Here is a 25,609-nt window from a genome sequence, read left to right on the forward strand (position 1 = left end):
CAAAAGTCTTGCAAATCAAGGCACTGCGCTGCAAAGCGCGAGCTTCGGCACGGCACATGCGGCCGGCCGGCGCAATTTCAAGACGGCCCGGGAGCGTTTTGCTTACAAAGCCGGAGGCGCCCGCGACCGGACCGGCCGCCATCGGCCGCTAGCATTCCGGCCCATGACCCAGCCCCCCCACCCATCGCGATCGATCTGCCTGTTGCTGCTCTGGCTCGGTCTCATGGGCATGCTGGCGGCAGCCCAGGCGCAAGCGCCGGCGGCCTATCAGGTGCAGGTCGTGGACCAGATCTGGCGCGACGAAAGCCGCAATCGCGACATCCCGGTTCGGCTGCGGCTGCCGCAATCGCGCAACCCGGCCGAGCGCTTTCCGCTCATCGTCTATTCGCACGGCTTTGGCGGCGACCGCGAGAGCGGCCAGATCTGGGCCGAGTACTGGGCCAGCTACGGCTATGCGGTGGTGCAGATCCAGCATCCGGGCAGCGATTCGACCTTCGTCGACGCGCTCATCGGCGACACGGCGGTGATGAAGGCGCTGCGCTCGTCGAGCGCCGGCAATCTGGTCACGCCGCGCGCCTTCGACATCCGCTTCGTGCTCGACGAATTGCGGATTCGTCCTGAAGGCCGGCTCATCGACCAGGGCCGCATCGGCCTGGCCGGCCATTCGCTCGGCGCCTACACGGTGCAGGTGCTGGCCGGCCAGCGCGCCAGCATGCGACTGCCGGTGCTGGCCGATCCGCGCATCCGCGCCGCCATCGCGCTCAGCCCGACGGTGCGCAACCGGGTCGATGCCGAGTCGCAGTTCAGCGACGTGAAGCTGCCGTTCATGCTCATCACCGGCAGCAAGGATGTGGACCGCTTCGGCCTCGCCGACGCGCCCGAGGAACGCACCCGGCCGTTCTACGCCATGCCGCCCGGCGGCAAGTACCTGCTCTGGCTGCACAACGCCGATCATGCGGTGCTGTCGGGCAATGCCGGCTACGCCGCCATGCCGCGCGAGCCCGGCGCCGCCAGCGCCGATGCGCATGACGTGCATGCGGTGCAGCTGTTCAGCCTGGCGTTCTGGGATGCGCATCTGCGCGGCATGACCCAGGCCGAGCAATGGCTCAAGACGCGGCAGAACCGCCGCGATCTGGCTGACGACGACCGCTTCGAGCGGCGCTAGTCGGCCAGCCGCTCGGCGCCGGCGGCGCGCGCCAGTTCGCGCGTGAGGCCGGCGGCGCGTTCGCGCTGCGGCCGGTCGGTCAGCCGGGGCAGCCAGCCGGCGCCGTGGTCCTCGACGATGGCGGCGAGCGCATCGATCCATTCCGGCCGGTCGTTCAGGCAGTCGATGTAGTTGAACTCGCGCCCGCCCGCGCCCAGAAAGGTCTGGCGCCCTTCGAGCGCGATCTCTTCCAGTGTTTCGAGGCAGTCGGACGTGAAGCCGGGGCAGAACAGATCGACCCGCTGCACGCCCTCGCGCGCCAGCTTTTCGAGCGTGGGCGCGGTGTAGGGCTGAAGCCATTCGGCCTTGCCGAAGCGCGACTGGAAGGTGACCAGCCAGCGCTCCTTGGCCAGCCCGAGCCGCTCGGCCACGAGGCGCGCCGTCTTCAGGCATTCGCAGTGATAGGGATCGCCCTTGAGCAGGGTGCGCTTGGGCACGCCGTGAAAGCTCATGACCAGCTTGTCGGGCATGCCGCTTTGCTCGAAGTGGGTGCGCAGCCGCGCCGCCAGCGCCTCGATGTAGGCCGGATGGTCGTGGTAGTGCTTGATGAAGCGCAGCTCGAACTGGTTGCGCAGCCGCTGCTGCAAGCGGCACACCTCGTCGACCGCCGTGGCCGTGGTCGACGCCGAGTACTGCGGATAGAGCGGCAGCACCAGCAGCCGCTCCACGCCGCGCGCACGCAGATCGAGCAGCGTCTTCTCGATGCTCGGTTCGCCGTAGCGCATGGCCCAGGCCACTTCCACATCCAGGCCGCGTTCGCCGAGCCAGCCGCGCAACAGCGTGGCCTGGCGCTCGGTATGGATGCGCAGCGGCGAGCCGTCGGGCGTCCAGATGCTGGCGTACTTGGCGGCCGACTTCCTGGCGCGCACCGGCAGGATCACGCCGTAGAGGATGAGGTTCCAGATCGCCTTCGGAATCTCGACCACGCGCGGGTCGCCGAGGAATTGCGCCAGATAGGGCCGCACGGCGGCGGCGGTGGGCGCGGCCGGCGTGCCCAGATTGACGAGCAGCACGGCGCTGCGCGCGGGCTGGCCGTGTCGGGTGGTGGTGTCGTCGAGAAAGCGCATGGGCGGGGGTTGGGATTGGTTTTGGTGAGCGCCTGTGACCGCGCCGGCGCGGGCCGGTTCGGCGGCTCAGCCGCGCCGGGTCAGGCGCTGACTGAGCAGCAGGCAGATGCGGATGCGCAGCAAGGGGCTCCAGCCGCCGAGCGCGCCGCGCCAGCCGAGCGCCATGCGGGCGCAGGCCCAGAGCGAAAACTGCTCGGTCTCGGCGGTAATGCGGCCGGCGCGGATCTGAAAGCGCCCGTGCAGGCGCTGGGTCACGATGCGGCCGGTCGGGCGCCAGGTGTAGCGCGCAATCCAGACCACCTCGCCGCCGTGCTCGTCGGCATGCACCACGGCGTACTGCACATGCAGATCGCTGGCGTCTTCGAGCAGCAGCCGCCAGAGCCGGCGCGCTGCATCGGCGCCGAGATCGCGCAGCTCGAGCGCCGGCACGCTGATGCGCGCGTCGGCGGCGTAGAACATGCCGGCCGCCGCCGCCTCGCCGAGCGCCAGCGCGCCGAAGAACTGGTCGAGCAGCCGGGCATTGGGATGCGGTTCGATCTCGCTGTGCAGGATCGAGCGCCGGTACAGGCGCGCGCCCGGCTCCTGCCAGGCGCGACCTGGATCGCTCGCATTGGGCGCCATCGGGTCGGCCCCGCTTTCAGTGTGATGAGGACAGCGCGTTGGTCAGCAGCTTGGCGGTGATGTCGACGATCGGCACGACACGGTCATAAGCCATGCGCGTCGGGCCGATGACGCCGACCGTGCCGACGATCTTGCCGTCGACTTCATACGGCGCGGTGACGATGCTCATCGAATCGACCGGCACCAGCGCCGAATCGCCGCCGATGAAGATCTGCACGCCCTCGGCGCGCGCCGAGGTGTCGAGCAGCCGCAGCAGCGAGGTCTTCTGCTCGAACACCGCAAACAGCCGCTTGAGCGCATCCATGTCGTCGGTCAGGTCCTGCACGCCGAGCAGGTTGCGCTCGCCCGAGATGACCACGTCGTCGCTGTCGTCGGTCATCGCGTCCTCGCCGGCATCGACCGCGCGCGTCATGAGCTGGTTCATGTCGTCGCGGATCTGGCGCAGGTCGGTGGAAAGCCGCACGCGGATCTCGTCGAAGCTGTGGCCGGCGAAATGCACATTGAGGAATTGCGCCGCCTCGGCCAGCTCGGCCGGCACGTAATCGCGCTCGGTGAACAGGATGCGGTTCTGCACCCCGCCGTCGGGCGTGACGATGATGAGCAGCACGCGCTTCTCGCCCAGCCGCAGGAACTCGATCTGCTGGAACACCGCGCTGCGCCGTGGCGCCACCACCACGCCGGCAAACTGGCTCAGATGGCCGAGCACCTGGGCGGCGGTGGAAATCACGCGCTGCGGATCGCCGCGTTGCAGCTGGCTCTGCAACTGGATGTCGATGCTGCGGGTCGGGATCTGGTCCAGCGGCTGCACCGTGAGCATCGAATCGACGAACAGCCGGTAGCCGCGCGCCGTCGGCACCCGCCCGGCCGAGGTGTGCGGGCTGGCGACGAAGCCCATCTCCTCCAGGTCGGCCATCACATTGCGGATGGTCGCCGGCGACAGGTCCATGCCGGCCATGCGCGACAGCGCGCGCGAGCCGACCGGCTGCCCGTCGGCGATATAGCGTTCGATGAGCGCCTTGAGCAGCGCCTGCGCCCGCTTGTCCAGCCCCGATTCCGATCCGTTCGATTTCATGGGTCAAATTCTAAGCAACAGCCGCGCCGGCCGGGCCGCCGACGGCCGCGCGCATTCCCGGACAGGGTCGCAATCCGGGCCCCGCCCCTGCCTGCGCAGCGTCACGGAGGCCGAGAAACCCTGTGGTTTAATCGCCGCCATGCCGAAAAAGCCCGCCCCAAAGACCGCTCCGGCCGCCGATTCGGCCCCGTCCGCAACGCGTCCGCCGGCTGGCGCCAGCAGCGGTTTCCGGACCGCCGCGCTCATCGGCAAATACGGCGGCGCCTGCATCGCCGAGCCCATCGTGGCACTGGCCGCCTTTCTGCGGCGTCGCGGCCTCAATGTGCTGTTCGACCCCGACACCGGCGCAACCCTCAAGGCGCCCGCGCACGAGATCGCCGACATCGCCCAGCTGGCGCGCCAGATCGATCTGGCCATCGTCATCGGCGGCGACGGCACCATGCTCGGCATTGCGCGGCAGGTGGCGCGCGAGGGCGTGCCGGTGGTGGGCGTCAACCACGGCCGGCTCGGCTTCATGACCGACATTCCGCTCGCCACCACCTTCGACGCCATCGGCGCCATCCTCGACGGCAATTTCAAGAGCGAGAACCGCCTCATGCTCGAAGCCCGGGTGCAGCGCCGCAGCAGCGCGCGCGCCAAGCCGCAGGTGCTGTTCGAGGCGGTGGCGCTCAACGATGTGGTGATCGCGCGCGGCGCCATCTCGGGCATGGTCGAGGTGAGCGTGAGCGTCGACGGCGTGCATGCCTACACCCAGCGCGCCGACGGCCTGATCGTGGCCACGCCGACCGGCTCGACCGCCTACTCGCTGTCGGCCCACGGGCCGATCCTGCATCCCGAGCTGGCCGGGCTGGTGCTGGTGCCGATCGCGCCGCAGGCGCTGTCCAACCGCCCGATCGTGCTGCCCGAGCATGTGGAAATCGCCGTCACGCTAGATCGCGCAACGCCCCTTGCGCACGACACGCTGCTGGTCAATCCGGCGTCGGCGAGCTTCGACATGCAGACCTTCACGGAGCTGCGCGAGGGTGACGAGATCGTCATCCGCCGCAGTCCGCACCGTGTCACCTTCCTGCATCCGCCCGGCTACAACTACTTCGGCGTCCTGCGCGAAAAGCTCCACTGGACCCGCATGCCCACCGGCGGCGCGGCCCGCAAGAGCCCGCGCCGCAAGGCCGTCACGACCTGATCCGCCCTCCTCCCCACCGATGCTCGTTCAACTCCACATCCGGGATTTCGTCATCGTCCGCGAATGCCGCATCGACTTCGGTGCCGGCTTCACCGTGTTCTCGGGCGAGACCGGCGCCGGCAAGTCCATCCTGATCGATGCGCTGGCGCTCGCGCTCGGCGCCAAGACCGACGCCGGCGTGGTGCGCGAAGGCGCGAGCCGTACCGACATTTCCGCCACTTTCGACACGCCGGCCGACCTCGACGACTGGCTCGCCGAACACGAGCTGGCCGCCGACCCGGGCAGCGTGCTGCTGCGCCGCACTGTCGACAGCCAGGGCCGCAGCAAGGCCTGGATCAACGGCATCGCCGCCACGCAAGCCCAGCTGCGCGACTGCGGCAACTTCCTCGTCGACATCCACGGCCAGCATGCGCACCAGTTGCTGCTCAAGCCGTCGGCGCAGCGGGTGCTGCTCGATGCGCATGCCGGGCTTGAGCCGCAGGCGCGCGCGGTCGCCGAGGCCTTTCGCGCCTGGCAGGCGGTGCGGCGCCAGCGCGAGGATTTCGAGCGCGACGCGACCCGGGTGGAAATCGAGCGCGAGCGGCTGCAATGGCAGTTCGACGAGCTGAGCCGGCTCGCGCCGCGCAGCGGCGAATGGGACGAGGTCTCGGCCGAGCACCGCCGGCTGTCGCATGCCGCCAGCCTCATCGAGGGCGCGCAGGGCGCGAGCGCCGTGCTGGCCGATGAAGAAGGCGCGGCGCGCGACCTGATCGGCCAGGCGCTGTCGCGGCTGCAACCGCTGGCCGCCATCGACCCGACGCTCGCCAATGCGGTGCAGGCGCTGACCGATGCCGATTCGGCCATCGGCGATGCGGTGTCGACTCTGCACGCCTATCTCGCGCGCATCGACATCGACCCCGCGCGGCTGGCCGAACTCGATGCGCGCATGGACGCGCTGCACACCACCGCGCGCAAATACCGCGTCACGCCCGAAACGCTGCCGGCCGAATTCGACCGCGTGGCCAAGGCGCTGAAGGACCTCGGCGAATCGGCCGACGCCGACGCCCTCGCCCGCCGCGAAGCCGAGGCGCGCGCCGCCTACGTGGCGCCGGCGCAGGCGCTTGGCGCGGCGCGGCGCAAGGCCGGCGCCCTGCTGTCGCGCGAAGTGACCGACGCGATGCAGACGCTGGCGATGGCCGGCGGCAGCTTCGACGTGCGCTTTGCCGAGCGCGCCGAGGACGACGGCAGCGCCCACGGCCTCGAAGACCTCGAATTCCTCGTCAGCGGGCATGCGGGCGTCGCGCTGCGGCCGCTCGCCAAGGTGGCGTCGGGCGGCGAGCTGGCGCGCATCAGCCTCGCGATCGCGGCCATCGCCACCGGCGCCACCGCGCCGCCCACGCTGATCTTCGACGAGGTCGATACCGGCATCGGCGGCGCCGTGGCCGAGGTGGTCGGCAGCCTGCTGCGCGGGCTGGGCACGCAGCGTCAAGTGCTGTGCGTGACCCATCTGCCGCAGGTGGCGGCCAAGGGCGATACGCACTTCGCGGTGGCCAAGGCCACGCACGACGGCCAGACCGTCTCGCAGGTCACGCCGCTCGACGGCCCGGCGCGGGTGGAAGAGATTGCGCGGATGCTGGGCGGGGTAGAAATCACGCCCGCCACGCGCCGGGCCGCGCGCGAGCTGATCGCGCGCTGAGCGCGCCTCCAACGATTCCAACGATTCCCAGCCTCATGAAAAAAGTCCTGCTCGTCCTCGTCGTGTTGCTGATGCTGGTTGCCGGCTGGTTCTGGATTGCGCTGCACTGGAGCTATTCGAACGGCGAGCGCGCCGGCTGGGTGCAGAAGTTTTCGCACAAGGGCTGGCTCTGCAAGACCTGGGAAGGCGAGCTGTCGATGGTGGCCATGCCCGGCACCGTGCCCGAGAAGTTCGAGTTCACGGTGCTCAGCGACGATGTCGCGCGCCAGATCAACGCCGCCATGGGCCGCCGCGTGTCGCTGCATTACGAGCAGCGCGTGGGTCTGCCGGGCAGCTGCTTCGGCGACACGCGCTACTACGTCGACCAGATCCAGGTGTTCGACGAGCTGCCGATCGGGCAAGGCGGGTATGTGGTGCCGGGGAGCGTCAGCGGCCAGCCGACGCCGGCCAAGCCTGCCGTTCCGGCGCAGCCGGCCGAGCCTCGGCCGGCGCAGTAAGCCGGCTCAGCTGCGCCCGATGGCGAGCAAGGCGGCGCGCAAGGCTTCGGTGCTCATGTCGGCCAGCGGCAGGCCCAGCAGCTGCTGCAAGCGGTAGCCAAGCGCCTGGCGCGTCAAGTCGAAGGCGGCGCGCCGGTCGGCGTCGCCGATGACCCGCGACGGATCGGGATAGCCCCAGTGCAGCTGCACCGGCGCGCCGGGCCAGACCGGGCAGGTCTCGCCGGCGGCGTTGGCGCAGACCGTGATGACGATCTGCATCGCCGGCGCCTGCGGCCCGGTGAAGCTGTCCCAGCTCTTGCTGCTCAGCCCGTCGATGGCGACGCCGGCCGCCGCCAGCACGGTGAGCGCGGCCGGGTTGACCTGACCGCTTGGCGCGCTGCCGGCGCTGTAGGCCCGCACATCGTGGCCGCCGAGCCGGGCCAGATGGTTGAGCATGGCCTCGGCCAGGATGCTGCGCGCCGAGTTGTGGGTGCAGAGGATCAGAACATTGGTCGTCATGGCATCAGTACCCGCTGAATTCCCAGGGCCGCAGCACGCCGTGCTCGGTGAACTCCAGCCGGTAGTTGAGGCTGCGGAAATCCACCTCCAGCCGCGCCGCCTCGCTGCCGTCGGTCCACAGCAGCGCCAGCTGCTCGTCGGGCGAGGCGAGCAGCTGGAACTGGCCGCCGAAGGCCGGATGGCGGTTGCGGATGCGGATCAGCTCGACCAGATCGCGCACCACCGGCTGGGCCAGCGCGCGCTCGATCTCGTCGGGGCTGTAGCGGTGCCGGTTGATATCGCGGCCGACGCGGGTCTGCGCCAGCAGCTCCATGTCGTTGGCGCCGGCCAGCAGCCCCACGTAATAGACCTGGGGCACGCCGGGCAGAAAGAACTGGATCGCGCGCGCCAGCAGGTACTGGCGGTCGCTGCGGCCGAGCGCGTCGTAGAAGGTGGAGTTGATCTGGTAGAGGTCGAGATTGGACGCGGCGGCGCCGGTGGCCTGGCGGCTGCTGCCGCCGGTGCGCTCATGGATCATGTCGACCAGCCGGTCGAGCTCGCCGGGCGGCACCAGGCCGGGGCTGCCCTCGCGGTCGGCGGCGTCGGCGCCGATGTCGATCACGCCGATGCCGTCATGGGTGTCGAGCACGGTGAGCGCATTGGTCGGCCGCACCGCGATCCAGCCCTTGAGCGCGCGCGCGGTGCGGAAGTTGAACGCATGCAGCACCAGCGGCGGCAGCGCGAAGTCGTAGACCCAGTCGACATGCGCCGCGATCTCGATCTGGCGCCGGTAGTAGGAATGGATCTCGACCAGCACCTCGATGCCCAGCTCGCGCGCCTGGGCCGCGAACTCGCCGATGAAGTCGAAGGTGGCCTCGGTCATGAAGCAGTTGCTGCCGGCCGACTTGATCGCATAGCCGACCGCATCGAGCCGGACCATGCGGATGCCGTTCTCGCTGAAGGTCTTGAGGATCGACGCGAGATAGGCGCTGCCCTGGGGATGGCGCACATTGATGTCGATCTGCTGCGGCGTGAAGGTGGTCCACAGAATGCGGCGCTCGCCGTTGGCCAGCGTGGTGAAGGTGAACGGCAGGCCCGGACGCGGCCGGTAGATGCCGAGCAGATCCTGCTCGGTCGCGCCGTCGGTGAACACCTGGCCGAAGGTGAGGAACAGGCCGTCGTAGTCCGACGCCGAGCCGCGCGCATGAAAGTCGCGGAACTGCGGCGAGTCGGCCGAGATGTGGTTGACGATCACGTCGGCCATCAGGTCGATGTCCTGTGCCAGCGCCTTCACGTCCTGCCAGTCGCCGAGGCGCGGATCGACCTGGGTGTGGTCGATCGGATCGAAGCCGGCATCGGCACCGTCGATGGGATGAAAGAACGGCAGCAGATGGGCGGCGCCGAACACGTCGCGCAGCCGGCCGGTGAGCAGCCGGTGCAGCTCGCGCATGCCGCCACCGCCGAGCCGGTCGACATAGGTAATCAGTTGGACCTGGTTTTTCATGGGCAGTTGAGGAAAGCCTGCGGTTGACGGATTCAGAAGCAGCCGAGACGCCGGCCGTCGCTGTCGAACACATGACAGGCGCCGGGCTTGGGCCGCAGGTGGAGCGGGCTGCCGATGTCGGCCGCGACCGCGCCGTCGGGCTGCTTGATGCACAGCGGCTGGGCCACGCCGGGCATGCGGCAATAGAGCAGTTCGGTATCGCCGAGGTGCTCGACGAATTCGGTGGTCACGCGCCAGCCTTGGCCGGGCTCGACGAAGTCGAAGCCCTCGGGCCGGATGCCGAGCTGGCGGCCCTGCCCCAGCGCCGTATCGGCCGGCGCCGGCGTGCCGAAGCCGCCGGCCTCGCCCAGCTCGACCCACCAGCGGTCGGTGCCGGGCACCAGCCAGGCCGGGATGAAGTTCATGCGCGGCGAACCGAGGAAGCCGGCCACGAACACATTGGCCGGATCGCGGTACAGGTCCATCGGCGCGCCGACCTGCTCCACATGACCGCCGTTGAACACCGCGATGCGGTCGCCCATGGTCATGGCCTCGGTCTGGTCGTGGGTCACGTAGATCATGGTGCTGCCCAGCTCGCGGTGCAGCCGGGTCAGCTCGATGCGCATCTGCACCCGCAGCGTGGCGTCGAGATTGGACAGCGGCTCGTCGAGCAGGAAGACCTCGGGCGAACGCAGGATCGCGCGGCCGATGGCGACGCGCTGGCGCTGGCCGCCCGACAGCGCCTTGGGATAGCGGTCGAGCACCTTGTCGAGTTGCAGCACCCGGGCCACCTCGGCGACCCGCTCGGCGATGTGGGCGCGCGGCTGCCTGGCCAGCTTGAGCCCGAAGCCCATGTTCTCGGCCACCGTCATGTGCGGATAGAGCGCATAGCTCTGGAACACCATCGCCACCTTGCGGTCGACCGGCGGCAGGTCGTTGGCGAGCCGGTCGCCGATGCGCAGCTCGCCGGCGCTGATGTCTTCGAGGCCGGCGATCATGCGCAGCAAGGTCGACTTGCCGCAGCCCGACGGGCCGACGAAGACCATGAACTCGCCATCCTTCACATCGAGGTCGATGCCGCGAATCACCTCGTGTTCGCTGTCGTAGCGCTTGCGTATTTCACGCAGGGTCACGCTGGCCATGAGCCATCTCTCCTGTTGTTGTTGGCGCGGGCTCAGCCCTTGATTGCGCTGGAAACCACGCTGCGGACAAACCAGCGCTGGAACACCACGAACAGCGCCAGCGTGGGCAGCGTGGCCATCGTGGCGAAGGCCATCACATCGCCCCACTGGCGCGGGAACTGGCCGAAGAAGGTCTGCATCGCGAGCGGCAGCGTGGCGAACTCGTCGCTGCGCACCGTCATCACCGGCCACAGCAGATCGCCCCAGCGCGCCAGGAACTGGAGCACCGCCACCGTGGCGATGACCGGCTTGGACAGCGGCATGACGATGCGCCAGTAGATCTGCCAGCGCGTCGCGCCATCCATGACGGCGGCCTCTTCCAGGTCGCGCGGCAGCTCGATGAAGAACTGGTAGAACAGGTAGACCGAGAACGCATGGCCGATGAAGGGCACGATCTGGACGTGATAGCTGTCGAGCCAGCCGGCGGCCCAGCCCTCGGCGCCGAACCACGGCAGCTCGTTGACCAGCAGCAGCAGCGGCACCGCGATGGCCTCGAACGGAATCACGATCAGCGCCACCACCAGCGTCAGCAGCAGGCGCCGGCCCCGGAACGCGAAGCGCGCCAGCGCATAGGCAAACATGCTGTTGACCACGATGCCGAGCAGCACCGTGATGCCCACCGTGAACAGCGAACTGAACATCGCGCGGGCAAAGTTGGTGCGCGTGAACACGTCGGCAAAGTTCTGCAGCGAGATCTCGCCGCGCGGCAGGAAGGCGCCGAGCCCGCCCATGTCGCGCAGCAGCTGGGCCTCGTCGGACTTGAGCGCCGACACGAACATGAACACCAGCGGGAACAGGAAGAAGCCGGTCATCAGCGCATGCAGCGCATAGGCGCCGGCCTTCTCGCGCAGCCGGGCCGCGCGTTGCGAACGGTGGTCGCTCATCGGCCCGCTCCCTGTTCGCGCAGCACCAGCCGCTGGAGCGCCGAGATGCCGACCACGATGGCGAAGAACACCACCGAGATCGCCGACGCATAGCCGATCTTGCCGTCGCGAAAGCCCTCGTGCACCAGCAGCATCACCACGGTGCGAAAGCTGTCGATCGGCGCCGACGCGCCGCTGCTGGCCACGATCTGCATCTGCGTGAACAGCTGGAAGGCGTAGATCGTGGTGGTGATGAAGACGAAGATCGTGGTGTTGCGCAGCATCGGCACGGTGATGTGGCGGAACTGCTGCCAGCGGGTCGCGCCGTCGAGGCTGGCGGCCTCGTACAGGTCGAGCGGAATGGCTTGCAGGCCGGCCAGGAACACCAGCATCTGGAAGCCCACGCCCTGCCAGACCGACAGCAGCATCACCGCCGGCAGCACCAGCGCCGGATCGCGCAGCCAGTCGTGCGGCGCCACCAGGCCGAAGCTCAGCACGCCGACCAGCCGGTTGATGACGCCCTGATCCGGGCTGTACATCAGCGACCAGATCACCGCCACCACCGCCATCGTCGTGACGACCGGCATGAAGTAGATGGTGCGGAACACCCGGCTGCCGGCCAGCTTCTGGTTGACCAGCACCGCCAGCCCCAGCGCCAGCGCCGATTGCAGCGGCACCACCACCAGCGCGAACACGAAGTTGTTGCGCAGCGCGGCCCAGAAGCTGTCGTCGGCAAACAGCCGCAGATAGTTGCGCAGGCCGACGAAATCGGTGCCCAGCTCGTCGTTGGCCACCAGCCGCTGATCGGTGAACGACAGCCCGAACGCGAGGCAGAACGGCAGCACCAAAAACAGCCCGAGCAGCAGCAGGCCGGGCGCGGCAAACAGCCAGGGCGTGGCCGGATGGCAGCCCAGGCTGGCGCGGCGCCGCGACCTGAGCGGCCGCTCGGGCAGCGCGGGCTCGGCCGCGCCGGAGGCGATGACAGGGGTCATGGACATGGCTTCCTCGAACAGGGCGGCGCCGCCTCAGCGGACGACATAGCCCTTGTTGTCCTCGATGTTCTCGTCGATCTTTTTCGCCGCCCGATCCAGCTCGTGCTTCACGTCGGCGCCGGCGGCGATGTTGTTGAGCGCCTCGGCAAATGCGCCGCTGATGGCCGGATAGGCCGGCGTCTTGGGCCGCACCACGGCAATCCGGCGCAGCTGCTCCACATAGAGCCGCAGCGGGCCGCCATCGCGGTAATCGCGGCTTGCGGCCAGCGCCTCGGTGGTGGCCGGGATGGCGCCGTTGGCATCGGTGATGCGGTTGATCTCGGCCGGCGTCATGAGAAAGGCCAGCACCTTCGCCGCCGCCTCGGGCGACTTGCAATCGCTGGAGATGCCCAGGTTCCACGAGCCGGCGGCCGTGACCGCACGCGCGCCGAAGCGCGGCATCGGGATCAGCACCAGATCGCTGCCGAGCGCCTTGCGGTAGTCGCGGTAGACCCAGTGCCCCACATAGGACAGCGCGGCGCGACCCTTGACGAAGTCGCTGTCGTCCTTGGTCGCGGCATTCACATAGCCGGCCTTGATCCAGCCTTGCAGCGCGGTCAGCGCCTTCACCGAGGCCTCGCCGTTGAGCAGGCCGGTCGCGCGGCGCAGCTGCACCCGCTCGATCAGGTCGCCGCCAAAGCTCTGCACGATGGGCGCGAAGCCATAGCTCGACCATTCGCCGACGCCGTAGTTGAACTTCATGTCGAGCGGATAGGGCACGCCGGCCTGCTTGAGCCGGACCAGCGCGGTCTCGAACTCGTCGAGCTTCCAGGCGTCGTCGAGGCCGGCGGGAATGCGCACGCCGGCCTGGGTCAGCAGCTTGCGGTTGCCCCAGATCGCCAGCCCGGAATCGAACTGCGCCAGCGTGTAGAGCCGGCCGGCATACGTGCCCTGCTGTTGCAGCGAGGGCAGCAGGCTGTCCTTGAGGCGCGCCAGTTCGGGATAGCCGTCGAGCGGCACGATCTTCTTCGACCAGGCGTAGTTGTAGACATTGGGCCCGTCGAACTCCAGCACGCAGGGCAGCTTGCGCGCCAGCGCGGCGGCGCTGATCTGGTTGCCGTAGCTGCCCTCGGGCAGCCGCACCAGATCGATCTTGATGTCGGCGCTGCCGGCATTGAAGGCGTCGGCCGAGGCGGCATAGGCATCGGCCTCCGGGCCGGCGCCCGAATGCACCCACATGGCGATGCGTGTCTCCGCGAGCGCCGGCGATTGCGCCAGCAAGCCCGCCAGCCCGACGGCGAGCGCCGCGATCTTGTTGTTGTTCATGAACCCGTCTCTCACTCGACCTTGAACTCGAATTCCTGCACCGCGACGATTTCCTCGTCGCCCTGGGTTGCGCACTTGTATTGCCGCATCGCCGCGCGCACGGCGGCGTAGTACACGCGCGGCCCGGACAGCAGCTTCACGTCGACCACCGCGCCGTTGCGGATGCGCGCCTCGGCCTTGACCACGCCGCCGATGCCTTCGTCGATGGCGGCGGCCGGGATTTCGGGCCGCACCTGCTTCGGGCAGGCCAGCGCGATGTCGCGCACGGCGGGCTGGGCCGGTGCCGGCGGCGGCGCCGGCGGAGCGGGCGGTGCCGGTGGCGCGGGCGGCGCATGCGCCGGTTCGGGCGTAGGTGCGCTCGATACCGCGGCGATCACCGGCGCGGCCGTGCTGGCCGGTGGCGCCACGTCGGGCGGCGGCACAAAGGGCGGCGGCGGCGCGCTCGGCTTGGGCGGCTCGACCGCCTTGGGCGGCGGCGGTGGCGGAGGTGGCGGCAGCTTCACTTCCTCGACGATCTTGGCGTCGAGCGGCTTCTTGACGATCTCGATCGCCTTGCGGCCTAGCCCCGACGCCAGGCCCCACACCAGCAGTGCATGCAGCAGCACCACCACGCCCAGTCCACTCATGCGGCGCAGCGGACTGCGGGCTTGATTTGAAAAATCCACGCTCAGGCTCCCGGTCACTCGACGAACTGTTCGCTGCCGACCACGCCCACCTTGGTGAGGCCGAGGCGTTGCGCGGTGGCCAGCACCATCGCCACCACTTCGTAGCGGGCATGGCGGTCGGGCCGCAGATGCACTTCGGGCTGGAGCGGCTGGCCGGCGGCTTCGCCGATGCGCGCTTCGAGCGCCGCACGGTCGGCCACCACCGCGCCGTTCCAGTAGATGACGCCGGCGGCATCGACATCGAGCTTGACCACCTCGGGCTCGACCTGGGTCGGCGGCGGCGTGCCGGTCGGCATGTTCAGGTTCACCGAATGCAGCTGGATCGGGATCGTGATGATCAGCATGATGAGCAGCACCAGCATCACGTCGATGAGCGGCGTGGTGTTGATGTCGGCCATCACGTCCGGCTCGCCACCGCCCCCGCTCGGCAGGTTCATTCCCATGGTTGTCTCCTTGGCTGCATGGCCGGGCTCAGTGCGCCGGTCCGGGTTCGGTGATGAAACCGACCTTGACGATGCCGGCACGCTGGCAGGCGTAGATGATCTTGCCGACCGACTCGTAATCGGCCGCGAGGTCGCCGCGGATATGGACCGCCGGCTGCGGATCGAGCGCGGCGACCCGCTTGAGCTTCTCGATCAGCGCCGCCGTGTCGGCCACGCGCGCATCGAACCAGTAGATGCCGCCGGCCGGATCGACCGACACCACGATGTTCTCGGGCCTGGTCTCGCGCACCTCGTTGCGCTCCTTGGGCAGCTCGACCTTGATCGAGGTGGTCACGACCGGGATGGTGATGAGAAAGATGATGAGCAGCACCAGCATCACGTCCACCAGCGGCGTGGTGTTGATTGCCGAGACCACCTCGTCGTCCGCGTCGGCACTGCCGATGTTCATGCCCACGGTCAGCCCCGCTGGCCGGCGCGATGGGTGCTGAGCAGCACCGAATGCAGCTGGTTGGCAAAGCCGCGCACCTGGTCCATGGCCGCCTTGTTGCGCCGTACCAGCCAGTTGTAGCCGAGCACCGCCGGCACCGCGACCGCCAGGCCGATGGCCGTCATGATGAGTGCCTCGCCGACCGGGCCGGCCACCTTGTCGATGCTGGCCTGACCGGCCACGCCGATCGCGGTGAGCGCGTGATAGATGCCCCAGACCGTGCCGAACAGACCCACGAACGGCCCGGTCGAACCCACCGTCGCCAGAAACGCCAGCCCGCCCTGGAGCCGGCCCTGCACCTCGTCGCAGGAACGTTGCAGCGAGGTCGTGACCCAGGTGTTCAGGTCGATGTGCTCCTGCAGGCCCACATGCACGCCGGTCGCATCGAGGCCGCTTTCGGCGATGTAGCGGAACGGGCTGCCGGCCTTGAGCGCATCGGCGCCCTGACGCACGCTGCCGGCGCTCCAGAAGCTCCTGGCGGCGGCGCGCGCCTGGTTGCCGAGCCGGGTCTGCTCGACCAGCTTGCTGATGAGGATGTACCAGCTGCCCATCGACATGATGGCCATGATGAGCAGCACGCCGCGGGCGATGGCGTCGCCGCCCTTCCACAGCGCATCGAGGCCGTAGGGGTTCTCGACCTGCTCGACATTCTTGGCGGCGCCGGGCGCGGCCGGCGCGCTGGCGGCGACCGGTGCGGCCGGTGCCGCCGGTTCGCCCTCGGCATGGACCGGGCGCGCCAGACCGACGACGCAGAGGAAGACCAGCAGCAGCGGCGCGAGCCAGCGACCGGCCAGGGACAGGGCAAGGGTGCGAATCATGGATGTCTCCGGAAATCGAAACGAGGACGGTCAGAACGAGTACTTGAGCGAGGCCTTGACCGTGCGGCCGTTGAGCGCGCGGGCCGCGTGGCCATCGCTTTCGGCTTCGGTGTAGGCCAGCTTGTCGAACAGGTTGTTGGCGCTCAGGCCGATCAGCACGCCGTTGTCGAAGCGGTAGCTGACGAAGCCGTTGACCACGGCGTAGGCGGGCAAGGTGATGGTGTTGGCATCGTCGGCAAACGACTTGGTGGTGCCGACCACGCTGGCGCCCAGGTCGAACGGGCCGAAGGCATAGCCGGGCGCGATCTGCCAGACCACATCGGCCTGACGGCGCGGCTTGTTGCCGACGGTGGTGGTGTCGACCGCCGACTCGATGCGCGCATGGGTGTAGGTCAGGCCGCCGTTCACGCGGAAGTCGCCGCTGCGCCAGGCGCTTTCCAGCTCGACGCCGTCGGCCTTGTAGCGGTTGGCGGTGAACAGCTGGGTCGTCGCCTCGAAGTTGCTTTCCTTGGTGCGGGCCTGGAACAGCGTCACGAAGGTGCTGAAGCCGCCGTTGCGCCACTTCACGCCGCCCTCGTGCTGCTTGACCTCGTTGATGTTGATCGGCACCGAGCCGTCGAGCGCGCTGCCGTACAGCAGCCGGTCGGCGCTGAAGGCCACGCCGTCGCTGGTGCGCGCGAACAGCGCCAGATTGCGGTCGATGGAGTAGTTGCTGCCGACCGAATACGAGGTGTGGTCGACGCCGTAATTCACCGTCTTCTGGCTCGACGCATCCCAGCCGCCGGTCGTGGCGTCGCCGGTCTGGGTCCAGCCGTTGGCGCGCTGCGAATCGCGCCGCACGCTCGCATCCACATTGAAGCCGCCCGACTCCCAGCCGGCGATCGCATACGGCGCGGTCGAGTCGTAGACCACGTTGAAATTGCGCGCGCAGCAGCCGCCGAAGGTGGTGAAGCCGGTGCCGATCGGCTGGCTGGTGGGATTGCCGGCGGCATCGAGCACCGTGGCGCCGCGGCCGTCGAGGCTGAGGCGGTAGCTATTCCAGAACCAGGTCTCGGCCACGGTCTGGCGGCCCTTGAACAGGCCGCCGGTGAGCGTGAGCCGGCCGCCCGCCACATCGTCGATGGACTTGGACAGGCGCAGATCGTTGAACACATTGCCCAGGTCGTTGAGCGCGGTGTTGAACAGCACGCCGGTAAAGCTGCCGGCCGTGCCGTTGCTGCCGTTGTCGGCCGCGTACATGCCGATGAAGCGGCCCGAATTGCTCGCCTTGCGGAACTTCTCGTCGAGCGTCCAGCCGTCGCCAAGATCCAGCTTGGCCTCGGCGCCGATGGCGGTGGTGCGCACGCCCAGGCCGTCGCGGGTGTTGGAGGTGACCGCATTGCCGTTGCTGTCCACGCCGGTATCGCGCGCAAGGCTGGCCGGGATGAAGAAGGCGGTGCGCGGATCGACGCCGGCAATGCTGCGGATGTGGCCGTTCTCGGTGACGACCGGCACGGGCAGGAAGGTCGGCGTGTGGTCGTCGAGCTGCTTGAGGCTCAGCCGCACATAGCCGCGGTCGAGTTCATGCGTGATGTTGGCCTTGATCTGGCCGCCGTCCTCGGTGGTGTAGCCGGTCGGCCGGCCGCCCTCGCCGTTGCGGTAGAAGCCGCCGACATGGAAATAGGTCTTGTCGCCGAGCCGGCCGCCGTAGTCGAAGTCGTAGCGGGTCTGGCGCGTGCCGATGCCGGTGGTCAGGCCCAGATTGCCGCCGCCGTCCTTGCCGGTCTTGCTCAGGAAGTTGATGACGCCGCCCGGCGAATTGGTCGCCAGCGTCGAGGCCGAGCCGCCGCGCACCACTTCGAGCCGCTCCAGGTTGTAGTCGGCGCGCAGGAACTGGTCGGCGGTGCCGAAGGCGATGTCGCCGAACAGCAGCACCGGCAGGCCGTCTTCCTGGAACTGCACATAGCGCGCGCCGCCGGCCGAGATCGGCACGCCGCGCACGGTGATGTTGGCGTTGCCCTCGCCGCCCGACGACTCGGCCCGCACGCCGGGCACCGAACGCAGGATTTCGGCCGCATTGGTCGGCGCCGCCTTGACGATCTGCTCGGCGTCGAGCGTGCTCACCGACACGCTCTGCTTGAGCTTGCTGCGCGCGCCGGGCGCGGCGGTGACCACCACCTTGTCCAGATTCAGGCCGTTGTCGGCTGCCGGCGCTGGCGTCTCGGCGGCGGCGGCCTCGGGCGCGGCCTGGGCCAGCGCGCCCTCCATTTGCAGCAGCGCCAGCGCCACGGCCAGTGCCAGCAGGTTTCTGCGATTCGAAGTCATTTGTCGGTCTCCAGTGGACGCTGTCTCTTGTCGTCACCGGCGCCCTGACAACGGCACCGGCTTGCTGCGCATGCCTGTGCTTCCTGACGTCCTCAACCCGTCCCGGCAATGCGCAGCGAGACTGTAGGCAATCATTGCAATCGATTTCATTCGGGAAAACACAGAGGCGAAAAAACTTGACGCGCGCTGGCCGGCCGTGCGATCCGCGCGCCGGCGGATTCACAGGCAAGTGACTGAGTTTTATAGGGAAAGATCGCGTTTCAGCGCGCCGGCCGGTTCCGGCTCGCGCAAGCGAGGTTGTCTTGCGCGGTTTTGCAAACGATTGGAAAGATTGCGGTGCTAGGCCGCCGCGCCGGCGCTGCGGCGCAGCACCAGCTCCACCGGCAGCACGCGCGGCAAGGCCGCTTCGCCGGCCATCACGGCCAGCAGCGCCTCGACCAGCGCGATGCCGGCCAGCGCGATCGGCTGGCGCACGGTGGTGAGCGGCGGCTCGCAATAGCGCGCGATTTCCACGTCGTCGTAGCCGACCACGGCCACCGCCTCGGGCACCGCCACGCCGCGCTCGCGCAGGGTCTGCATGGTGGCGATGGCCAGCAGATCGCTGCAGGCGAACACGGCGTCGAAGTCGAGCTGGCGTTCGCGCAGCGCAGCAATCGCCACGTCGGCATCGAAGGGCACATCGAGCAGATGGTCGGGCGCGGGCGCGATGCCGGCGCCGGCCAGGGCTTGCAGATAGCCCTCGTGGCGCAGCGCCACCTCGGGCAGCTTGGGATCGCCGAGGAAGAGGATGCGGCGCCGGCCGCCGACCAGCAGATGGCCGGTGGCGAGCCGGCCGCCAAGCACGTTGTCGCCACCGACCGAGCAGTAGAGCTGCTGTGGCAGCTGCCCGCCCCACACCACGATGGGCACGCGGCGCGAAGCGAGCTGGTTGAGCTGGTCGTGATGGCGCCACTGGCCGATGAGCACGATGCCGATGGCCGAGCCCGAGTCGTAGATCTGCGCCACCGAATCGAGATTTTCGGAATCGACGCGCGACAGCAGCATGTCGAAGCCGCGGTCGGTCAGCGCATCGGCCAGGCTGCCGACCATCGACAGGAAGAACGGGTCGGAGATGTGCTGGCGCGATTCGCGGTCATACGGAATCACCACCGCGACCCGGCTGTTGCGCTGCTGGCGCAGGTTCTTGGCTTCGAGGTTGATGGTGTAGTTGAGCGCGCGCGCCAGCTCCTCGACACGCTGGCGGGTTTCGGCATTGACCAGCGAGCTGCCGTTGAGCGCCCGCGACACCGTCGACATCGACACGCCGGCCAGCCGCGCGATGTCGGCCATCTGCATGCGCCGGGTGTCGCGCGGTGCGGCGGCGTCGAGGCTGGGCGGGAGCAGGTCTTTCTTGGGCATGGGCTTCGCAATCGGATGAAGAGCCGCGCGAAGTTACCGGAAAGCCGGCGCGCGCCTCAGTCGGCCTTGGCGCCGGCCAGATACCACCGCCCCAGCAGCGCCCGCTCGTCCTCGGTGATGCCGGTGGCGTTGTTCATCGGCATGAGCTTTTGCACGACGGCCATCTGATAGACCTGCTGGGCGTGGCCGAGCAGCAGCTCGCTGGTGTGCAGCATCACGCCCTTGCTGGCCAGCTGGGCGTTGTGGCAGAGCACGCAGCGCTCGCCGACGATCCTGCGCACCTCGGCGTAGCTGGGCGGCGGCAGCTCGGCGGCGGCGCTGGACGGCGGCGCCGGCGCCAGCCACGCGATCACGCCCAGCAGCACCGCCACGCCCGCCGCCGCCCAGCGCCAGGCGCCGGGATCGGCGGTATGCCGCTTGACGAAGTAGATGCGGATCAGCGCGCCGGCCGCCATCAGCAGATCGAGCACCAGCCAGTTGAGCGGATGCGCCCAGACCATCGAGTAATGGTTGGACAACATGGCAAACACGACCGGCAGCGTGAAGAAGGTGTTGTGCACGCTGCGCTGCTTGCCGCGCTTGCCGTGGATCGGGTCGGGCTTGCGCCCGGCCTGCAGCGCCGCGACCGACTTGCGCTGGCCCGGGATGATGACCATCAGCACATTGCCGCTCATGATCGTGGCGAGCATCGCGCCCGTGAGCACGAAGGCCGCGCGGCCGGCAAACCAGTGCGCCGCGAGCCATGACGCGCCCACCACATAGAGCGCCACCAGCACGCCGACGATCGCGTCGCCGCGCTTCATCTGGCCGAACGTGCGGCAGATGAGGTCGTAGACCGCCCAGCCCGCCACCAGATAGCCGAGCGCCAGCCCCACCGCCTGCGGCGCGCTCCAGTCGGCCACGCTCTTGTCGACCAGAAAGCTGGTGGCGTTGAACAGGTAGAGCACCGTCAGCAGGCCGAAACCGGTGAGCCAGGTGCTGTAGCTCTCCCAGTAGAACCAGTGCAGCGGCCCCGGGATGTGGGCCGGCGGCGTGAGGAACTTGCGCGCGTTGTAGAAGCCGCCGCCATGCACCGACCACAGTTCGCCGTCGACATCGGCGGGCAGATCGGTGCGCGCGGGTCGGCGCTCAAGGCTGTCGTCGAGCCACACGAAGTAGAACGACGAGCCGATCCAGGCGACGGCGGTAATCACATGGGCCCAGCGGAACAGCAGGTTGGCCCAGTCAAGCAGATAGGTTTCCATCGGGCCGCCTCAGGAACCGCGATAGGTGGAGTAGCTCCACGGCGTGACCAGCAGCGGTACGTGGTAGTGCGCGGCGCTGTCGGCGATGCCGAAGTCGAGCGGAATTTCATCGAGGAAGGGCGGCTCGGGCAGCACGGTGCCGAGCGCGCGGTAGTAGTCGCCGGCAGCGAACACCAGCCGGTAGCGGCCCGTCGCCAGCTCGGCGCCGGTCAACAAAGGTGCATCCACGCGGCCGTCTGAATTTGTATGCACCTTTTTGATGATCGACCAGCCTGATGGCCCAAAAAAGTGCAGCTCGATGGCCATGCCGGGCGCCGGCCGGCCGTTCATGGTGTCGAGTACATGGGTAGTGAGACGGCCACTCCCTGGGGAAACCGGCTTTTCTGCTGAATCGGATGGCATGTTGGCGTGCTGGCTGGAAGGCTGCTGGATTGGCGCGGATATTGCGTTTGATTGTATACACTTTGATCCACTCAACCCCTGAAGCCGAGCGATCAAGCCGCTTGCTCGACGCGAATTCCGTACCACATCGCCAACCCCTTCCAAGAGCGCCATGAGCACACCGTCGCCTCTCGATCGCAATCCCAGCAGCCTGGCTGGCGAGCCGGCCTATCCGCGCGACCTGATCGGCTACGGGCGCAATCCGCCACAGGCGCAATGGCCCGGCCGGGCCCGCATCGCGCTGCAATTCGTCCTCAATTACGAGGAGGGCGGCGAGAACTGCGTGCTGCACGGCGACCCGGGCAGCGAGCAATTCCTGTCCGACATCATCGGCGCGGCGTCCTATCCCGACCGCCACCTGAGCATGGAATCGCTCTATGAATACGGCTCGCGCGTGGGCGTGTGGCGGCTGCTGCGCGAGTTTGAAAAGCGCGGCCTGCCGCTCACGGTGTTTGGCGTGGGCATGGCGCTGGCGCGCCATCCCGAGCTGACGCAAGCCTTCTGCGAAGCCGGGCACGAGATCGCCTCGCACGGCTGGCGCTGGATCCACTACCAGAACCTCGCGCCCGAAATCGAGCTTGAGCACATGAAGCTCGCGACCGAATCGATCCGTGCGCTGTGCGCGCCGCACACGGCCGAAGCCTGGCCGCTCGGCTGGTACACCGGCCGCGATTCGCCCAACACGCGCCGGCTGCTGGTGGAGCACGGCGGCTACGAGTACGACAGCGACTACTACGGCGACGACCTGCCCTTCTACATGCCGGTCGCGCGCGCCGACGGCACGACCACGCCGCATCTGGTCGTGCCCTACACGCTCGAAGCCAACGACATGCGCTTCGCCACGCCCCAGGGCTTCAACACCTCCGAGCACTTCTTCCAGTATTTGAAAGACAGCTTCGACGTGCTCTACGCCGAAGGTGAAGACTCGCCCAAGATGATGTCGGTCGGCATGCATTGCCGGCTGCTCGGCCGGCCCGGTCGCATCCGCGCGCTGCAACGCTTCCTCGATCACGTCGAGAGCCATGACCGCGTCTGGGTCTGCCGCCGCATCGACATTGCGCGCCACTGGCGCGACCACCACGCGCCGCGCTGACCCGCGCCCTGCCCCGGAGAACGCCGATGGACGGCCTCACGCTTGCCACGCTCAACACCCTGCCCGCCACCGAAGCCGTCGAGCGGCTCGCCGGCCTGTACGAACACTCGCCCTGGGTGGTGGAACGCGCGCTGAAGGACCGGCCGTTCCGCTCGCTGGCGCAATTCAAGGCGGCGCTCGCGCGTGCAGTGCGCAGCGCGCCGCGCGATGCGCAACTCGCGCTGGTGCGCGCGCATCCGGAGCTGGCCGGACGCGCCGCCATCGACGGCAAGCTCACGGCCGAGTCGACCGGCGAGCAGCATCGCGCCGGCCTCACGCGCTGCACCGCCGAGGAATTCGCGCGGCTGCATGAGCTGAATGCCGCCTACAACGCGCGCTTCGGCTGGCCCTTCATCCTGGCGGTGCGCGGGCCGGCCGGCACCGGCCTCACGCCGCCGCAGATCGTGGCCGAGTTCGAGGAGCGCCTCGCCCAGCCGGCCGCCATCGAGCTGGGCGAATGCCTGCGCCAGATCGACCGCATCGCCGAGCTGCGGCTGAACGACCTGCTCGACGCCCATCCCCGGCTCGGCCTGACCGTGCTCGACCTGGCCGACCAGCTGGCGCGCCACAGCGACGCGCCCGACAACCTCACGCTGATGTGGCTGACCGATGCGCACCGCGCCGCCGGCCGCCAGATCGCCGCGTGGATGCGCGATTTCGGCTTTGACGCGGTGCGCGAGGACGCGGTCGGCAACATCGTCGGCCGCTATCGCGCGCGCATCGATGGCGCGCCGGTGCTGCTCACCGGCTCGCATTTCGACACCGTGCGCAATGCCGGCAAGTACGACGGCCGGCTCGGCTTTCTGGCGCCGATGGTCGCGGTGCGCGAGCTGGCCGCCGCCGGAAAACGCCTGCCGTTCGACATCGACGTGATCGCGTTTGCCGACGAGGAAGGCGTGCGCTTCGGCTCGACCTTCCTCGGCTCGTCGGCGGTCGCCGGCAAGTTCGACGCCCGCGTGCTCGATGCGCGCGACGCGAGCGGCATCACCGCGCGCGCGGCGCTGGCCGCCGCCGGCCTCGATGCCGAGCGCATCGGCGACGCGGCCTATGCCGTCCACAGCGCCGGCCAGCCGATCAAGGGCTTCGTCGAAGTCCACATCGAGCAGGGGCCGGTGCTGCTCGACCACGATCTGCCGGTCGGCGTGGTCACCTCCATCAACGGCTCGGTGCGCTACCGGCTGTCCTTCCACGGTCTGGCCAGCCATGCCGGCACCACGCCGATGGGCACGCGCCGCGACGCCGCGCTCGCCGCCGCCGAGTTCGCGCTGGCGGTCGAAAAGCGCTGCGCCAGCGAGCTGCATCTGGTCGGCACGGTCGGCATGCTCGAAGTGCCGGGCGGCTCGATCAACGTGGTGCCCGGCGCCTGCGATTGCACGCTCGACGTGCGCGCGCCCGGCGATGCCCAGCGCGATGCGGCGGTCGCCGATCTGCTCGCCGCCGCCGAGGAAATCGCCGCGCGCCGCCATGTCACGCTCGACAAGCAGCTGCTGCTGCGCGCCGCCGCCGCACCCTGCGATCTGGCCTGGCAGGACCGCTGGGCCGCCGCCGTCGACCGGCTCGGCCTGCCCGCCTTCCGCATGCCGAGCGGCGCCGGCCATGACGCCATGCGCATGGCCGACCTCTGCCCGCAGGCCATGCTGTTCATCCGCTGCGGCCACAACGGCATCAGCCATCACCCGCTCGAAACGCTCACCGCCGACGACGCCGAACTGGCCGTCGCGCTCTTTCTCGACCTGCTCGATCACTGCTGATCCGCCCGCCATGCCCGACACCCTCGCCCAGTTCATCGACGCCGAATTCGCGGCCGAAGTCGCCTTCCTCGGCGAGCTCGTCAAGATTCCGTCCGACAACCCGCCCGGCGATTGCGCCCCCCATGCCACGCGCGCCAAAGCGCTGCTCGAAGCGCTCGGCTTCGTCGTCGAGGCGCATGTCGTGCCGCCGGCCGAGGTGAAAGCCGTCGGCATGCTCAGCGCCACCAATCTCATCGTGCGCGAGGCGTTCTCGGACGACGGCCCGGTGATCGCGCTCAATGCCCACGGCGACGTGGTGCCGCCCGGCCTCGGCTGGAGCCACGATCCCTATGGCGCCGACATCGTCGACGACCCGGTTCATGGCCGCGTGATGATCGGGCGCGGCGTGGCGGTATCGAAGAGCGATTTCGCCACCTACGCCTATGCCCTGCTCGCGCTGCGCGCCGCCGCGAAAGCCGGCCTGCCGCTCAAGGGCTGCGTCGAGCTGCACCTGACCTATGACGAGGAAACCGGCGGCGAGATCGGCCCCGGCTGGCTGCTGGCCCAGGGCCTGAGTGCGCCCGATTACGCGATCTGCGCCGGCTTCTCGTACAACATCGTGCAGGCCCACAACGGCTGCCTGCATACCGAGGTGACCGTCACCGGCAAGCAGGCCCATGCCGCCATGCCGCACACCGGCATCGATGCGCTCGAAGCCGCGACCCATGTGCTGCAAGCGCTGTATGCGCATCGCGCCACGCTCGCGCAGCGGCCGTCGAGCGTGGCCGGCATCGCCACGCCCACGCTGAACGTCGGGCTGATTGCCGGCGGCATCAACACCAATGTCGTGCCCGATCAGGTCACGTTCCGCATCGACCGCCGCATCACGCCGGACGAGAACCCGGCCGCCGCCGAGGCCGAGCTGGCCGCCGTCATCGCCGCTGCCGCGCAGACGCTGCCGGTGCCCGCGACGGTCGCGCAGCGTCGCATCCTGCTGGCGCGCCCGCTGGCGCCGCAGCCGGGCGTCGACCAGCTCACCGCCGCCATCGCGCGCCACGCGAGCGCCCTGCTCGGCTGCGAGGTGCCGGCGGCCGGCGTGCCCATTTACACCGACGCGCGCCATTACGCCGAGCGCGGCATTCCGACCGTGCTCTACGGCGCCGGCCCGCGCACGCTGCTCGAAGCCAACGGCCACAACGCCGACGAGAACCTGCGTCTGTCCGACCTGCGCGCCGCCACCGAGATCGTGGCACGCACCTGCGCCGAACTGCTCGCCGCCTGATCCGGCCGCCCGCCGGCCACGCCCCGCCTTCCGCCCGACACCCGC

The 25,609-nt window shown here is 69.1% G+C and carries 24 protein-coding genes; 7 read left to right on the top strand and 17 right to left on the bottom strand.

Translation table 11 applies throughout. From position 1 onward, the window contains the following. Positions 1–163 precede the first annotated feature (163 nt). Entirely contained in the window at positions 164–1,165 is a 1,002-nt protein-coding gene (locus tag B9P64_RS11625) for an alpha/beta hydrolase family protein (protein WP_139826281.1), read from the top strand. Here the strand turns inward: B9P64_RS11625 and hemH are convergent. The 3 genes from hemH to hrcA form a co-directional block, all read right to left on the bottom strand. Continuing rightward, the gene (gene hemH, locus B9P64_RS11630) at positions 1,162–2,271 is read right to left on the bottom strand and encodes a ferrochelatase (RefSeq protein WP_085316413.1); all 1,110 of its coding nucleotides are present in this window, start codon (positions 2,269–2,271) and stop codon (positions 1,162–1,164) included. The genes B9P64_RS11625 and hemH overlap by 4 nt on opposite strands. A gap of 66 nt (positions 2,272–2,337) precedes the next feature. Continuing rightward, positions 2,338–2,892 (bottom strand): nuclear transport factor 2 family protein, encoded by a 555-nt coding sequence (locus B9P64_RS11635; protein ID WP_085316414.1) that lies wholly within the window; start codon positions 2,890–2,892, stop codon positions 2,338–2,340. Between the two features lie 16 nt (positions 2,893–2,908). After that, a complete protein-coding gene (gene hrcA, locus B9P64_RS11640) occupies positions 2,909–3,964 on the bottom strand; it encodes a heat-inducible transcriptional repressor HrcA (protein ID WP_085316415.1) in 1,056 nt (351 codons plus the stop codon). Positions 3,965–4,103: 139 nt separating this feature from the next. Between hrcA and B9P64_RS11645 the strand changes: the two genes are divergently transcribed. The 3 genes from B9P64_RS11645 to B9P64_RS11655 are packed head-to-tail and all read left to right on the top strand — an operon-like array spanning position 4,104 to position 7,319. After that, positions 4,104–5,147: an NAD kinase gene (locus tag B9P64_RS11645; protein WP_085316416.1), complete on the top strand. Its 1,044-nt coding sequence runs from the start codon at positions 4,104–4,106 to the stop codon at positions 5,145–5,147. Between the two features lie 19 nt (positions 5,148–5,166). Beyond that, the gene (recN, locus tag B9P64_RS11650) at positions 5,167–6,822 is read left to right on the top strand and encodes a DNA repair protein RecN (protein WP_085316417.1); all 1,656 of its coding nucleotides are present in this window, start codon (positions 5,167–5,169) and stop codon (positions 6,820–6,822) included. Positions 6,823–6,857: 35 nt separating this feature from the next. Beyond that, positions 6,858–7,319: a hypothetical protein gene (locus tag B9P64_RS11655; protein WP_085316418.1), complete on the top strand. Its 462-nt coding sequence runs from the start codon at positions 6,858–6,860 to the stop codon at positions 7,317–7,319. 6 nt (positions 7,320–7,325) lie between these two features. On the opposite strand, the gene B9P64_RS11660 is transcribed toward B9P64_RS11655, so the two are convergent. From B9P64_RS11660 to uraH, 14 genes are all read right to left on the bottom strand, one after another. Next, positions 7,326–7,817, bottom strand: a complete 492-nt coding sequence (locus B9P64_RS11660; RefSeq protein WP_085316419.1) for an arsenate reductase ArsC — start codon at positions 7,815–7,817, stop codon at positions 7,326–7,328. Positions 7,818–7,821: 4 nt separating this feature from the next. Then, complete coding sequence (gene gtfA, locus B9P64_RS11665) at positions 7,822–9,300, bottom strand: sucrose phosphorylase (protein WP_085316420.1); 1,479 nt, start codon at positions 9,298–9,300, stop codon at positions 7,822–7,824. 32 nt (positions 9,301–9,332) lie between these two features. Beyond that, a complete protein-coding gene (locus B9P64_RS11670) occupies positions 9,333–10,421 on the bottom strand; it encodes an ABC transporter ATP-binding protein (protein WP_085316421.1) in 1,089 nt (362 codons plus the stop codon). A 32-nt stretch (positions 10,422–10,453) separates the two neighbouring features. After that, positions 10,454–11,344 (bottom strand): carbohydrate ABC transporter permease, encoded by an 891-nt coding sequence (locus B9P64_RS11675; protein WP_085316422.1) that lies wholly within the window; start codon positions 11,342–11,344, stop codon positions 10,454–10,456. Further along, positions 11,341–12,321: a carbohydrate ABC transporter permease gene (locus B9P64_RS11680; protein ID WP_139826282.1), complete on the bottom strand. Its 981-nt coding sequence runs from the start codon at positions 12,319–12,321 to the stop codon at positions 11,341–11,343. The genes B9P64_RS11675 and B9P64_RS11680 overlap by 4 nt, the downstream gene beginning before the upstream one ends. 27 nt (positions 12,322–12,348) lie before the next feature. Next, positions 12,349–13,620, bottom strand: coding sequence for an extracellular solute-binding protein (locus tag B9P64_RS11685; RefSeq protein ID WP_085316424.1), 1,272 nt, complete (start codon positions 13,618–13,620; stop codon positions 12,349–12,351). A gap of 11 nt (positions 13,621–13,631) precedes the next feature. After that, entirely contained in the window at positions 13,632–14,285 is a 654-nt protein-coding gene (locus B9P64_RS11690; protein WP_085316425.1) for an energy transducer TonB, read from the bottom strand. 14 nt (positions 14,286–14,299) lie between these two features. Beyond that, positions 14,300–14,728, bottom strand: a complete 429-nt coding sequence (locus B9P64_RS11695) for an ExbD/TolR family protein (RefSeq protein WP_085316426.1) — start codon at positions 14,726–14,728, stop codon at positions 14,300–14,302. Between the two features lie 28 nt (positions 14,729–14,756). Beyond that, entirely contained in the window at positions 14,757–15,182 is a 426-nt protein-coding gene (locus B9P64_RS11700; protein WP_085316427.1) for an ExbD/TolR family protein, read from the bottom strand. A 2-nt stretch (positions 15,183–15,184) separates the two neighbouring features. After that, positions 15,185–16,033: a MotA/TolQ/ExbB proton channel family protein gene (locus B9P64_RS11705; RefSeq protein ID WP_085316428.1), complete on the bottom strand. Its 849-nt coding sequence runs from the start codon at positions 16,031–16,033 to the stop codon at positions 15,185–15,187. A 30-nt stretch (positions 16,034–16,063) separates the two neighbouring features. After that, the gene (locus B9P64_RS11710) at positions 16,064–18,337 is read right to left on the bottom strand and encodes a TonB-dependent receptor domain-containing protein (RefSeq protein WP_085316429.1); all 2,274 of its coding nucleotides are present in this window, start codon (positions 18,335–18,337) and stop codon (positions 16,064–16,066) included. 339 nt (positions 18,338–18,676) lie between these two features. Beyond that, the gene (locus tag B9P64_RS11715; RefSeq protein WP_235839981.1) at positions 18,677–19,735 is read right to left on the bottom strand and encodes a LacI family DNA-binding transcriptional regulator; all 1,059 of its coding nucleotides are present in this window, start codon (positions 19,733–19,735) and stop codon (positions 18,677–18,679) included. A 56-nt stretch (positions 19,736–19,791) separates the two neighbouring features. After that, positions 19,792–20,979 carry a urate hydroxylase PuuD gene (locus B9P64_RS11720; RefSeq protein WP_085316430.1) on the bottom strand — a complete coding sequence of 396 codons (1,188 nt, stop codon included), beginning with the start codon at positions 20,977–20,979 and terminating at the stop codon, positions 19,792–19,794. Positions 20,980–20,988: 9 nt separating this feature from the next. Further along, entirely contained in the window at positions 20,989–21,381 is a 393-nt protein-coding gene (uraH, locus tag B9P64_RS11725; RefSeq protein WP_085316431.1) for a hydroxyisourate hydrolase, read from the bottom strand. Positions 21,382–21,571: 190 nt separating this feature from the next. On the opposite strand from uraH, the gene puuE reads away from it, so the two are divergent. From puuE to B9P64_RS11740, 3 genes are read left to right on the top strand one after another with little or no spacing between them, the layout of a single operon-like run. Continuing rightward, positions 21,572–22,513, top strand: coding sequence for an allantoinase PuuE (gene puuE, locus B9P64_RS11730; protein ID WP_085316634.1), 942 nt, complete (start codon positions 21,572–21,574; stop codon positions 22,511–22,513). 26 nt (positions 22,514–22,539) lie between these two features. Then, complete coding sequence (uraD, locus tag B9P64_RS11735; protein WP_085316432.1) at positions 22,540–24,303, top strand: 2-oxo-4-hydroxy-4-carboxy-5-ureidoimidazoline decarboxylase; 1,764 nt, start codon at positions 22,540–22,542, stop codon at positions 24,301–24,303. 10 nt (positions 24,304–24,313) lie between these two features. Beyond that, positions 24,314–25,564 (top strand): M20/M25/M40 family metallo-hydrolase, encoded by a 1,251-nt coding sequence (locus B9P64_RS11740; RefSeq protein WP_085316433.1) that lies wholly within the window; start codon positions 24,314–24,316, stop codon positions 25,562–25,564. Positions 25,565–25,609 lie beyond the last annotated feature (45 nt).

The organism is Derxia lacustris, assembly GCF_002105195.1.
GTDB lineage: Bacteria > Pseudomonadota > Gammaproteobacteria > Burkholderiales > Burkholderiaceae_E > Derxia > Derxia lacustris.